The organism is Ruegeria sp. BHSC276 (assembly GCF_059612945.1).
In genome coordinates, this window is record NZ_JBXWRP010000005.1 from 151300 (window position 1) to 163590 (window position 12291).

At 62.6% G+C, this 12291-nt stretch carries 14 protein-coding genes; 9 read left to right on the forward strand and 5 right to left on the reverse strand.

Annotated features, from left to right (window positions below):
• Window positions 1-35: 35 nt before the first annotated feature.
• Window positions 36-920 carry a LysR family transcriptional regulator gene (locus AC2FMD_RS09800; protein WP_496681811.1) on the reverse strand — a complete coding sequence of 295 codons (885 nt, stop codon included), beginning with the start codon at window positions 918-920 and terminating at the stop codon, window positions 36-38.
• Window positions 921-1004: 84 nt separating this feature from the next.
• Here AC2FMD_RS09800 and AC2FMD_RS09805 point away from each other — a divergent pair, with 84 nt between their 5' ends.
• The 4 genes from AC2FMD_RS09805 (at window position 1005) to AC2FMD_RS09820 (ending at window position 3730) form a co-directional block, all read left to right on the forward strand.
• Window positions 1005-1637: a class I SAM-dependent methyltransferase gene (locus tag AC2FMD_RS09805; protein ID WP_496741483.1), complete on the forward strand. Its 633-nt coding sequence runs from the start codon at window positions 1005-1007 to the stop codon at window positions 1635-1637.
• 89 nt (window positions 1638-1726) lie between these two features.
• On the forward strand, window positions 1727-2176 hold the full coding sequence (locus AC2FMD_RS09810; protein ID WP_005979113.1) for a YtoQ family protein: 450 nt from the start codon (window positions 1727-1729) through the stop codon (window positions 2174-2176).
• Window positions 2177-2437: 261 nt separating this feature from the next.
• The gene (mscL, locus tag AC2FMD_RS09815) at window positions 2438-2866 is read left to right on the forward strand and encodes a large conductance mechanosensitive channel protein MscL (protein WP_496741485.1); all 429 of its coding nucleotides are present in this window, start codon (window positions 2438-2440) and stop codon (window positions 2864-2866) included.
• A 57-nt stretch (window positions 2867-2923) separates the two neighbouring features.
• Entirely contained in the window at window positions 2924-3730 is an 807-nt protein-coding gene (locus AC2FMD_RS09820; RefSeq protein WP_496681805.1) for a mechanosensitive ion channel family protein, read from the forward strand.
• Window positions 3731-3829: 99 nt separating this feature from the next.
• On the opposite strand, the gene ald is transcribed toward AC2FMD_RS09820, so the two are convergent.
• Entirely contained in the window at window positions 3830-4948 is a 1119-nt protein-coding gene (gene ald, locus AC2FMD_RS09825; protein WP_496741487.1) for an alanine dehydrogenase, read from the reverse strand.
• Between the two features lie 135 nt (window positions 4949-5083).
• Here ald and AC2FMD_RS09830 point away from each other — a divergent pair, with 135 nt between their 5' ends.
• Both AC2FMD_RS09830 and ppk2 read left to right on the forward strand, forming a co-directional pair.
• Window positions 5084-5542 carry an Lrp/AsnC ligand binding domain-containing protein gene (locus AC2FMD_RS09830; RefSeq protein WP_490359842.1) on the forward strand — a complete coding sequence of 153 codons (459 nt, stop codon included), beginning with the start codon at window positions 5084-5086 and terminating at the stop codon, window positions 5540-5542.
• A gap of 133 nt (window positions 5543-5675) precedes the next feature.
• The gene (gene ppk2 / locus AC2FMD_RS09835; protein ID WP_496794970.1) at window positions 5676-6638 is read left to right on the forward strand and encodes a polyphosphate kinase 2; all 963 of its coding nucleotides are present in this window, start codon (window positions 5676-5678) and stop codon (window positions 6636-6638) included.
• A gap of 36 nt (window positions 6639-6674) precedes the next feature.
• On the opposite strand, the gene AC2FMD_RS09840 is transcribed toward ppk2, so the two are convergent.
• Together AC2FMD_RS09840 and rpsU are read right to left on the reverse strand one after the other, a co-directional pair.
• Complete coding sequence (locus AC2FMD_RS09840) at window positions 6675-7829, reverse strand: CAP domain-containing protein (RefSeq protein ID WP_496741490.1); 1155 nt, start codon at window positions 7827-7829, stop codon at window positions 6675-6677.
• Between the two features lie 302 nt (window positions 7830-8131).
• Complete coding sequence (gene rpsU / locus AC2FMD_RS09845; protein WP_007818122.1) at window positions 8132-8338, reverse strand: 30S ribosomal protein S21; 207 nt, start codon at window positions 8336-8338, stop codon at window positions 8132-8134.
• A gap of 112 nt (window positions 8339-8450) precedes the next feature.
• Between rpsU and AC2FMD_RS09850 the strand changes: the two genes are divergently transcribed.
• Window positions 8451-9143, forward strand: a complete 693-nt coding sequence (locus AC2FMD_RS09850) for a COQ9 family protein (RefSeq protein WP_496741492.1) — start codon at window positions 8451-8453, stop codon at window positions 9141-9143.
• 64 nt (window positions 9144-9207) lie between these two features.
• Window positions 9208-10194: an NAD(P)H-quinone oxidoreductase gene (locus tag AC2FMD_RS09855; protein WP_496741494.1), complete on the forward strand. Its 987-nt coding sequence runs from the start codon at window positions 9208-9210 to the stop codon at window positions 10192-10194.
• 20 nt (window positions 10195-10214) lie between these two features.
• On the opposite strand, the gene AC2FMD_RS09860 is transcribed toward AC2FMD_RS09855, so the two are convergent.
• Window positions 10215-11072 carry a DUF2189 domain-containing protein gene (locus AC2FMD_RS09860; protein ID WP_496741496.1) on the reverse strand — a complete coding sequence of 286 codons (858 nt, stop codon included), beginning with the start codon at window positions 11070-11072 and terminating at the stop codon, window positions 10215-10217.
• A 192-nt stretch (window positions 11073-11264) separates the two neighbouring features.
• Between AC2FMD_RS09860 and AC2FMD_RS09865 the strand changes: the two genes are divergently transcribed.
• Entirely contained in the window at window positions 11265-12248 is a 984-nt protein-coding gene (locus AC2FMD_RS09865) for a quinone oxidoreductase family protein (RefSeq protein WP_496681786.1), read from the forward strand.
• Window positions 12249-12291: the final 43 nt, after the last annotated feature.

The following is a 12291-nucleotide window of genomic DNA, read 5'->3' on the forward strand; positions in this document are numbered from 1 at the left end:
CCCGAAGTGACACGCGCGCCTGTGGCGCGCGTGTTTCATTTTGCGAAGAACTCCGCCAGCAGGTCAAAGACCAGCCGGATGCGGCGGCTGGTATGCAGTTCGCGATGGGTGGTCAGCCAGATCGGGAACCGCAGCGGCTCCATGTCGGGAAGCACACGCTCCATACCCGGCGTGGCATTGCCCACCGGCTCGGACATGGGCGCGATGCCAAAGCCCTGCCGGGCAAACTCCCACGCGACGATGCCGTTCTGCGACCCCAGCCGGAAGTTTTCTTCCGTGAGGTGCAGGCCGATCGGTTCGAAATAGGCGATCATCTGGGCTGTGTCGCCGAAACTGATGAACTCGTGCCGGGACAAGTCTGACAGTGATTTGGGACGTCCAGCGCGGTTCAGGTAGGCGGAGGCGGCATAGAAATGCCCGTCAGCTTCTTGCACCAGTTTTGCGATCAGGTCTGGCTGGTCGGGGCGGACATGGCGGATGGCGATATCCGCCTCGCGCCGCATCAGATCGCGGATGTCGTTCGCGGCGATCACGTCGATCCGCAGTTTCGGAGCCTGCGCGCGGATCTTGCGCAGCAGATCCGGCAAGATATAGGCCGACATCACGTCGCTTGCGGTGATCCGCACCTGCCCCTCGATCGACTGCGCCTGACCGGACGCCGCCAGCGCAATGCGATCTGCAGCTGCGCCCATGGTCCGTGTGTGCTCCAACAGCTCGATCCCGGCGGTGGTGATCTGAAGTGACCGGCCGACCCGTTCGAACAGCATCACGCCCAGGTCGGATTCAAGCGCGGCGATCTGGCGGCTGAGGGTCGGTTGTGTCTGGTCCAATCGTCGTGCCGCCGCCGAAAGCGAGCCGGTCTCGGCCGTGGCCAGAAAGGCGCGGATATGGTTCCAGTCGAATTTGCGCGGATCATCCATGCATGAATGTATAAAGATTCTGCGAATTTCGGCAATTCACCTTTGAAACGCGTATCACTACCTTGCGCTCAAAGGAGAGCCGACATGACCGCCACAACCAAATTCTGGGATGGTATCGCCGAGAAATACGCGAAATCCCCGATCCGGGACATGGAGTCCTACGAGCACACGTTGCAACGCACGGTGTCCTATTTGAAGCCGACCGATCAGGTGCTGGAACTGGGCTGCGGAACGGGGCGCACCGCGCTGCGGCTGTCCCGCCATGCGGCTACGATCACGGCGAGCGATGTCTCTCCAGGCATGTTGGCCGTGGGGCAGAGGCTGGCCCAAGAGGAGCAGATCGAAAACGTCGTCTTTGTCGAGGCAGACGCGAACCGCCCCCCGAATGGGACCTTTGATGTGGTAATGGCGTTCAATCTGCTACACCTGATCCGGGATCTCGACGCGACGCTGGCCGGGGTTCATGAGGTGTTGAAACCCGGCGGCCTGTTCATTTCAAAAACGCCGTGTCTTGCCCAAGGTGGTTTGGGGTTCAAGTTCGGCTTGCTGAAGCTGCTGCTGCCGGTCATGCAGCTTTTGGGCAAGGCGCCATTCGTCAGCCAGTTCGACATCAAGACGCTGGAAACGACCATTGAAAGGGCCGGGTTCGAGATCATCGAAAGCGGGAATTTCCCGGTGAAACCGCCCTCGCGCTATCTGGTGGCCCGCAAGCTGTGAAGCCAGCGCCGCATCGGCAGGCAACTTCCGCGTTGGGCTTTGCGGGATTGGGCAGTAAACAGGGCCAGAAGCAAAATGAGGAGGCTGCAATGGGATTGAATGTCTACCTGTCGGGCGAGATCCACACGGATTGGCGCGAACAGATCATCGAAGGCGCGCAAGGGCTGGACGTCACGTTCAACAGCCCAGTGACCGATCATGCGGCCAGCGACGATTGCGGAGTCGCCATTCTGGGGGCCGAGCCGAACAAGTACTGGCACGACCACAAAGGCGCGATGGTCAACGCGATCCGAACCCGCAAGGGGATCGCCGATGCCGATGTCGTCGTGGTGCGGTTCGGGGACAAGTACAAACAGTGGAACGCGGCTTTTGATGCGGGCTATGCTGCCGCCTTGGGCAAGTCGATCATCGTGCTGCACGGCCCCGAACATCAGCATGCGCTGAAAGAGGTCGATGCTGCCGCGTTGGCGGTGGCCGAAGAGCCGCGCCAGGTGGTCGAGATCCTGCGATATGTTCTGACCGGGAAGCTGCCCGGTTGACCGGAACAGAGGCTGCAGCCCGACACGTGTTCGGTATATTTACAGGCTGGCCGCGGCGACAGTCGGCAGGCCGGGCGGCATCTCGGTCCGGAGGATTTTTTGGTTCTGAAATTCGGCCGTGCGCCCCAAGCATGAACGATGCCCAAAAGATGCATTTTGGGGAAAAGTTTGTGCTGTTTCCCATGAAATACTGCACAAGGTTCGTGGAAAAGAGATATCGAATGATGCGTATATGCGCGAATTGAAACGCACGGGGACGAAATGCTCGAGGAATTCAAATCATTTGTTGCCAAGGGCAATGTCATGGATATGGCTGTCGGTATCATCATCGGGGCAGCCTTTACCGCAATCGTCACTTCGCTGGTCGGCGATCTGATCAACCCGCTCATCGGGCTGTTCACGGGTGGCGTCGACTTTACCAACAACTATGCCGTTCTGGCCGGCGATGTTCCGGAAGGTGCCAGCCTCGAGGCTGCGAGGGAAACCGGCGCTTCGATTTTTGCCTATGGGGCGTTCATCATGGCGGTCATCAACTTTTTGATCATCGCCTGGGTGGTCTTCCTTCTGGTCAAGATGGTGAAACGGGTGAAGGATGCCGCTGCGAAACAAGAAGAGTCAGCGGAAGAGGCGCCGGCAGGACCCAGCGAGTTGGATATTCTCATGGAGATCCGCGACGCTTTGAAAACATAAGTGCGCTTTCGGCAACCCGTTCGGGGTTGCCGTTCCGAAACAGACGGGAGGGGACAGATGGATCAAGCAATGGATATGGCGGGCCAGGCGTGGCCGTTGGTGATCAGCGCGGGCAAGGCGCTGATCGTTCTGGTTTTAGGGTGGATCGCTGCGGGGTCGATTTCGGGCGTTGTCCGAAATCGTATCAACCGGACCCCGCAGATAGACCCGACCCTTGGGAATTTCGCCGCCAGTACGGTCAAATGGGTGATCTTGGCCATTGTCCTGGTCGCCGTCCTTGGCATCTTCGGCATTCAGGCAACCAGCATCGTGGCCATTCTGGGCGCCGCCTCGCTGGCGATCGGTCTTGCGCTGCAAGGTACGCTCAGCGATCTTGCCGCCGGTGTGATGCTGGTCGTGTTCCGGCCTTACAAGCTGGGTCAGTTTGTCGATATCGGCGGGACGGCGGGAACGGTGAAAGACCTGAACCTGTTCACCACCGAACTGGTGACGCCGGACAACGTTCAGATCATCGTGCCGAACGGTCAGGCTTGGGGGTCGATCATCACCAACTACTCGGCCCATGACACGCGGCGCGTCGACCTGGTGTTCGGGATCGACTATGGCGACAGCGCCGACGAGGCGATGAAGATCATTCTGGATGTCGCAAAGGCGGATGGCCGCGTTCATGCCGACCCCGAGCCCTGGGTGCGTGTGACCAACCTGGGCGACAGCTCGGTCGATCTGACCGCGCGCCTGTGGTGTGCCGCCGCCGACTATTGGGACGTCAAGTTCGATCTGACCAAGGCGGTGAAAGAGGCGTTCGATGCCAAGGGCATCTCGATCCCCTATCCGCATTCGGTGGAGATCCACAAAGAGGGCTGAGCGCTCCCGCCCGTCAGTCGGGCATTGGAAATGCCCTGTTTCGGTTGGGCGTGGCGCCGCGCGTTTCGCGCGGCGCCGTTGTTTCTGGCCGAGGCGGGATCAGCCCTTGATCACGACCGACGGGGAAACCACGTCGATCCCCAGCGCCTTGCCGACGGCGTAGTAGGTCAACTGCCCGGCATGGACGTTCAGCCCGGCCAGCAGGTGCGGGTCGTCCTGGCAGGCCTGCCGCCAGCCTTTGTCGGCCAGCGCCAGCATGAAGGGCATGGTTGCGTTGCCCAGGGCGATGGTCGAGGTGCGGGCGACCGCGCCCGGCATGTTGGCCACGCAGTAGTGCATGATGCCGTCGACCTCGTAAATCGGGTCGGCATGGGTGGTGGGTTTCGATGTTTCGAAACACCCGCCCTGGTCGATGGCCACGTCCACAAGAACCGCGCCGGGCTTCATGGTCGACAGTTGAGCGCGGCTGATAAGTTTCGGCGCGGCCGCGCCCGGAATCAGAACCGCGCCGATCACCATGTCGGCATCGCGGATCAGCTCGGCCGTGGCGCCGGCGGTCGAGTACTGGTTCTTGAACTGGCCGCGGAACACATCGTCCAGATACCGCAGCCGCGGCAGCGAGCGGTCCAGAACCGTGACATCCGCGCCCATCCCGGCAGCGATGCGGGCCGCGTGGGTGCCGACCACCCCGCCGCCGATCACCACGACCTTGGCCGGCCCCACGCCTGGCACGCCGCCCATCAACACGCCGCGCCCGCCATTGGCCTTTTGCAGCGTCCACGCGCCGACCTGCGGGGCCAGGCGCCCGGCGACTTCGGACATCGGTGCCAGCAGCGGCAGCCCGCCATTGGCATCGGTCACGGTTTCATAGGCGATCGCGGTGCAGCCCGACGCCAGCAGATCCTTGGTCTGCTCGGGATCGGGGGCGAGGTGCAGATAGGTGAACAGCACCTGGCCTTCGCGCAGCATCTTGCGTTCGACCGCCTGGGGTTCCTTGACCTTGACGATCATCCCGGCGGTGGCGAAGACCTCGGCGGCGGTGTCCACGATGCGGGCACCGGCGGCGACATAGGCCTCGTCGTCAAACCCCGACCCCAGGCCGGCGCCGCGTTCGATGATGACCTCATGCCCGCGCGCGACGGCCTCCTGCGCGGCGTTCGGGGTCATGCCGACGCGGAACTCCTGCGGTTTGATTTCTTTTGGGCAACCGATTTTCATTGGGCTCTCCGTTCACAAACTGCACAAATTATGTGCAGTTTGTGGCGCAATTTTTGTGAAACTCGATGCGCATTCGAACTAAAATGCGGGACAATATTCGATAGACTTAGACAAACTTGCAAAGAAAGTGCGCCAATGAGCCTGGATGCGACCGACCGAAAGATTCTGGCTGCTCTGCAGCGCAAGGGGCGGATGTCGAATGCGGAACTGTCCGAACAGGTCAACCTGTCGCCCTCGGCCTGTCACCGTCGGGTGCAGCGGCTGGAGGCCGACGGCTATATCCGCGACTATGTCGCCCTGCTGGACGCGCGCAAGCTGGGCGTTCCGACGACCGTGTTCGTCGAAATCACCCTGCAGGGTCAGGCGGAAGAGGTTCTGGAGGCTTTCGAGAAGGCGGTGCGGCGCATCCCCGACGTGCTGGAGTGCCACCTGATGGCAGGAACCGCCGACTATGTGCTGAAGGTCGTGGCCGAAAACACCGAGGATTTCGCGCGCATCCACCGCCAGTATCTGTCTCGGTTGCCGGGCGTGGCGCAGATGCAAAGTTCGTTCGCGTTGCGAACGGTGTTCAAGACCACGGCTTTGCCGGTCTAAGCGCGGCCGGCGGCGGTTGTATCCGCCGGGCGGTCGGGCCAAGATCGGGGTCCGGCGGTAGCGGTCGCCGCGTCATGTCCCGGTTACACGGGATGGCTAAGACCCTCAGCCACGAAAGACAAGGAGCAGCCCAATGGCCGAAGAAGAACAACAAACCCCGTTGGCCGACCAGAATGAAAACGGCCGCGACGCCGACGACGAGACCCCCGACTGGCTGGAGGCCGAGCTTCAGGACACGTTGGACGAGGATATCGAGATCGAGTTCAGCGAGCCGATGCTGTCGATGGAGGTGCGCAAGATCTACCGCGAGCAGCACCCCGACATGCTGGATCGCCGGGTCTATTTTCGCAACCTGCTGCGCCTTCAGGCCGAGCTGATCAAGGTACAGGACTGGGTTCAGCATACCGGCGCCAAGGTCTGCATTCTGTTCGAAGGCCGCGATGCGGCGGGCAAGGGGGGTGTGATCAAGCGAATCACCCAGCGCCTGAACCCCCGCGTCGCACGGGTCGTCGCGCTGCCGGCCCCCAGCCGGCGCGAACAGAGCCAATGGTATTTCCAGCGCTATGTGCCGCACCTGCCGGCCGCGGGCGAGATCGTGCTGTTCGACCGGTCCTGGTACAACCGCGCCGGGGTTGAGCGTGTGATGGGCTTTGCCACCGAAGACCAGGTGGAACAGTTCTTTCAGGACGTTCCCGAATTCGAGCGGATGCTGGTCCGGTCCGGCATCATCCTGCTGAAATATTGGTTCTCGATCACCGACGAGGAACAGCAGCTGCGGTTCCTGATGCGGATCCACGACCCGATGAAGCAATGGAAACTGTCGCCGATGGACCTCGAATCGCGCATCCGCTGGGAGGACTATACCAAGGCCAAGGAGGACATGCTGTTCCGTACCAACATCCCCGAGGCGCCCTGGTACATCGTCGAAGGCAACGACAAGAAGCGCGAGCGCCTGAACTGCATGGAGCACATTCTGACCAAGATCCCCTATGAGGACGTCCCGCACGAAAAGGTCACGCTGCCCGACCGCAAATACAACCCCGAATACGAGCGCCGTGTGCTGCCCGACGAGTTGTACGTGCCCAAAATCTATTGATGGACCGCCCCGATCCGGGGCGCGCCTCTCACGGGATCAAAACAGGAAATCGCCGCGTCCGAGGTCGGCCAGAAGGATGTCTTCCAATATCATCTGGTGGCCCAGACCATCGTCGATCATCACGTCGTTGCCTGACTGAACGGCGTGGTTGTTCATCAGATCGGCATAGTTGGCGATTGCGTCGCTGCCGCGCAGATCGACAAGATCGCCGGCGCCAAAATCGATGACCCGGTCGATGCCGCTGGAAAAGACGAACTGATCGGCTCCGCCACCGCCGACCAGGGTGTTAGCCCCTCCGCCGCCGACCAGCCTGTCATTGCCACTGCTTCCGACCAGCCGGTCGTCTCCGGTCGCGCCGAGCAGCAGATCATTGCCCGCGCCGCCGTGCAGAAGGTCATTCCCGCCGCCACCCAGCAAGCGATCGATGCCGGCCGCCCCGACCAGCCGGTCGTTGTCGCCGTGTCCTTTGAGCACGTCATTGCCGTCGCCGCCGTTGATCCGGTCGTCGCCGAATCCGCCCGCGATCAGGTCGTTGCCGCCACGCCCGTTCAGCGTGTCCGCCCCGTTGCGCCCAATCAGGACATCGCGCCCGGATTGCCCGATCACTATGTCGTCGCCGGCGCCGCCATCGATGCGTCCGGAATCTCCGGCTTGCAGAACCAGCCAGTCGTCGCCGTCGCTGCCCACCGTCCCCGCGGCGACGATCTGACGCTGTGGGTCCGTCGGGGCGGGCGGTGTTGGGGCGGTACCGGTATCCAGTTGGACAGGCGCCGCAGTGCGCGCAAAATTTTGCGTCACCATGACCGCGTCATAGTTGACGCCATTGTGCAGGTACTTGCCCAGTTCGATGCCGATTCCGACAACCGTGACATTGGGGTCCAGAATATTCGCCCTATGTCCGGGGCTGTTCATCAAGGCGGTATGCAGGTCCTGCACGTCGTCGCTCAGCCCGGGGGCTCCGCGCACGCTTTGCCATGCAATATTTTCGGTCGCGCGCCAACTGCCCGAAAACGAAAACCCGGCGCTGGCCATCCTGTCCCACGGGTCCGACCCGCCGGCGCCGGTGTGGCTGAACTGGTCCACCTGCAGCATCCATCGGCTGTGGCCTTCGGCCGCGTCATTCAGGCGCAGCTCGAGTTGGACAGGAGCAAGGCCTCGACTGCTGCGTTCGGCATTGATGAGGTCCAGCATCTGCCGTTCAAGGTTGCTCGCGACTGACAAAGTTCCGTCTCCAGTGACTCGGGTCTATTCTGGCCGGACCATAGTGGCGACAATTTGACGATGGAACGCAGAAAGCCTGCTGAAATCGCCGCTGGGCAGATCACCACTCAGACATGCGCGGCAATGTGCGGCAATCTGCCTATGCGCGTTGCCCTGCTGTTGCACCGGACATGACAAGGAATGCGGTCAAATTCGGCAATCGCAAACGACAAACCCCCGGGCAAGGCCTCGGGGGTCGTCAATAGTGTCATCCAAAGCTGGAGGAGGTTTGCTCAGAGCAGACCTTCGCGCTGGGCTTTCTTGCGTGCCAGTTTGCGGGCACGGCGGATCGCTTCAGCTTTCTCGCGCGCTTTTTTCTCGGACGGTTTCTCGAAATGCTGCCTCAGCTTCATTTCACGGAACACGCCTTCGCGCTGCAGCTTTTTCTTCAGGGCACGGAGCGCCTGATCGACATTGTTGTCGCGAACACTAACCTGCATGTGGTTGTCACCACCTTTCTAAGTTCGAGTTGCAAGGAAATTGCAGGAATTGGCCGTATAGCAAAGCGGACCTAACTTGTCTAGTACTATGCCAGACAGTTGGAGAGCCGCCATGACCGTGATCTATGAGGACGCCAAGCAGCAGTTGCTGGACGCCATCCTGACCCATGTGCCCTTTGACGGATGGTCGGACACCAGTTTTCGCGCGGCGATTGCCGACTGTGGCCTGGACGAGGGGCTGGCGCGCGCGATCTGTCCGCGCGGTGCGGTTGATCTGGCCTTGGCCTTTCACGACCGGGGCGATGCGGCGATGCTGGATCGGCTGAAATCCGAGGATCTGAGCGATCTGAAGTTTCGCGACCGGATCGCGGCGGCGGTTCGGTTCCGCCTGCAGGCGGTTCCCGACAAAGAGGCCGTGCGCCGGGGCGTGGCCCTGTTTTCCCTGCCCATTTATGCCGGTGACGGCGCCAAGGCGGTCTGGGGCACCTGTGACCTGATCTGGGATGCGCTGGGCGACACGTCCGAAGACGTGAACTGGTACACTAAACGCGCGACGCTTTCGGGGGTATATTCCTCGACCGTGCTGTTCTGGCTGGGCGATGACAGCCCCGACCATCAGCGCACATGGGAATTTCTGGACCGTCGCATCGAAAACGTGATGCAGTTCGAAAAGCTCAAGGCGCAGGTGAACAAGAACCCGCTTCTCAAGCCGTTTCTGGCCGTTCCCAACTGGCTGGCGGGCCAGGTGCGGGCTCCGATCCGGATGCGCGCCGACCTGCCGGGCATGCTGCACCCGCGCAAGTAAGCAGCTGTTCCCGCTGGGCCTTTGCCGATTTGACTGATACCAGTTGCGCAAAGGAGATTTGCCGATGACCAAGATGATGCGCGCTGTCGAGATCACCTCGCCGGGCGGCCCGGATGTTCTGCAACTGACCGAACGCCCCATACCCGACCCCGGCCATGGTCAGGTGGTTCTGAAAGTGGCCTATGCCGGCGTCAACCGCCCTGATGCGTTGCAGCGGGCCGGGGCCTACGATCCGCCGCCGGGGGCCAGCGATCTTCCGGGGCTCGAAGCGTCGGGCGAGGTGGTCGCCATCGGCGCGGGGGTCTCGGGTCTGGTCCTGGGCGACAAGGTCTGCGCGCTGCTGCCCGGTGGCGGCTATGCCGAATATGTCGCCACGCCCGCTGCGCATTGTCTGCCGGTGCCCACCGGCATGGGCTTGAAAGAGGCCGCCTGCTTGCCCGAAACCTTCTTTACCGTTTGGTCCAACGTCTTCACCCGCGGCGGGCTCAGGGCGGGCGAGCGGTTCCTGGTGCATGGCGGCTCCAGCGGTATCGGCACCACCGCGATCCAGTTGGCCAACGCGTTCGGCGCCCGGGTCTTTGCCACCGCCGGGTCTGACGAGAAATGCGCGGCCTGCGTGGCGCTGGGGGCGGAAAAGGCGATAAACTACAAGACCGAGGATTTCGTGGCCGCCCTGCGGGCCGAGGGCGGGGCCGACCTGATCCTTGACATGGTGGGCGGCGACTATATCCCCCGCAACGTCAAGGCGCTGGCCGAGGATGGGCGGCTGGTCCAGATCGCCTTTCTGCAGGGGCCGGTGACCGAATTGAACTTTGCCCTGATGATGGTCAAGCGTCTGACCCTGACCGGCAGCACCCTGCGCCCGCAAAGCGACCTGGCCAAGGCCCGGATCGCGCAGGACCTGCGCGAGGCGGTCTGGCCGCTGCTGGAGGCGGGCAAGGTTGCGCCGGTCATGGACAGCGAGTTCGATTTGGCCGAAGCGGCGGCCGCGCATGCGCGGATGGAAAGCTCGGGCCATATCGGCAAGATCGTTTTGAAGGTTTCGGGCTGAGGGCGGCAGCCCCGCGTGCTTCAGGCGACGGCCCGGCGGTACAGGTGCCAGGTTGCGTGACCCAGAACCGGGATCACCACGATCAGCCCCAGCATCAGCGGAAGCGCGCCAAGCACCAGAAATGCGGCCACGATGCACCCCCAGGTCAAAATGACCCGGGGGTTGCGCCGCAGCACCCGGACCGAGGTGACGACGGCCACCGGCAGGCCGACCTTCCTGTCCAGCAGCAGGGGAAAGCTGACCACGCTGATGGCCAGCGCGACCAGCGCAAAGCCAAAGCCCACCAGGGTGCCGGCCAGGATCATGGTCCAACCCGCGCTGGTGGTGACGGCCTGGATCAGGAACTGGCTCAGCGCCGTTGGCGCCTGTGGCCCCATCGTGTGCAAGAAGATCGCATGCGCCGTCGCCAGCCACACCAGCAGCAACATCACCAGGTAGAAGCCCAGCGCCAGGATCGCGCCCAGTGACGGCGAGCGGAACACGCCGAACGCGTCCAGCCAATGCACCTCGTACCCCTGTTCGCGTCGGCGGCTGATTTCGTACAGGCCAAGGGCCGCCACCGGTCCGATCAGGGCAAAGCCCGCGATCAGCGGGGCCAGCAGCGGTACCATGTCGGCCTGCATGCCAAGCCCGAACATCACCAGCCCGGCGATCGGATAGATCAGGACGATGAAGATCGCGTCGGCGCGGCCCGCCTTGAAATCCTCGTACCCGGCCTTCAGGCAGGCTCGCAGGTCCTGCAGGGTCAGCCTGCGCACCTGCGGCAGGTGCCGTGTGTCCGCGCTGCCGATACCTGTGACGTTTTCCGCGATATGCTCGGTGGTCGCACCCAGATTGCGGGCGGCCCAGCTGACTGGATTGCCGATCGTTTTTGCCATCTTGATCCCTTTCCTTGGCCCATTCGCGCCGCGGAATGCATCCGGCATCGGGTTGCCCGTGGCCGGATGACCCGGCAACGCCCTATTTCAATTTACCACATTCCGGCAGTCATGCACTTCACTGTTCCGAGATCGGGTGATTGCCCTGTGGCGCAGGCGTGCTAGCTTGGCAGCAGTTTTCAGGAGGTGAGCATGCAGCAATCGGCGCGTAACGTAGTCATCCATGAAACCGGCGGCCCCGAGGTTCTGAAGATCGAGGACAGGCCTCTGCGCGATCCCGGGCCGGGGGAGGTTCTGATCCGGCACCATGCCTGCGGGTTGAATTTCATCGATGTCTACCAACGTTCGGGCCTGTATCCGCTGGACCTGCCGCATGCGCTGGGCATGGAGGGCGCCGGCGTCATCGAGGCCGTGGGCGAGGGGGTAACCCATCTGCAACCCGGCCAGCGCGCGGCCTATGCCGCCATGCCGCCGGGCGCCTATTGCGAGGCGCGGGTGATGCCGGCGGCCCAAGTCTGCCCGCTGCCGGGCGGGATTTCATTCGAGACGGCGGCGGCCATGATGCTCAAGGGGTTGACGGTCGAATATCTGTTCCACCGCACCACGCCGCTCAAGCGGGGCGACACGGTCCTGTTCCACGCCGCTGCCGGGGGCGTGGGCCTGATCGCCTGTCAGTGGGCCAAGTCCGAAGGCATCAAGCTGATCGGGACCGCGGGCACCGACGACAAGTGCCGGTTGGCGATGTTCAACGGTGCGACCCATTGCATCAACTATCGCACCGAAGATTTCGAATCCCGCGTGGCCGAAATCACCGGCGGCAAAGGTGTCGATGTGGTGATGGATTCGATCGGGGCCGACACGTTCAACGGGTCGCTGAACTGCCTCAAGCCGCTGGGTATGATGATCTCGTTCGGGAATGCCTCCGGCCCGGTGCCGCTATTCGACATCGGGATTCTGGCGAAGAAAGGATCTCTGAAGATCACCCGCCCAACGCTGTTCACCCACATCGCCGACCACGCGGTTTGTCAGGCAATGGCCCGCCGGTTGTTCAACAAGGTCACCGGCGCCGAGGTCAAGATCCACATCGACCAGCGGTTTGCGCTGGATGAAGTGGCCGAGGCGCATCGCGCGCTCGAGGCGCGCAAGACCACCGGCAGCACGATCCTGCTGCCATGAAAAAGGCCCGGCGCATCTGGCCGAGCCTTCCGATTTAGGGGGA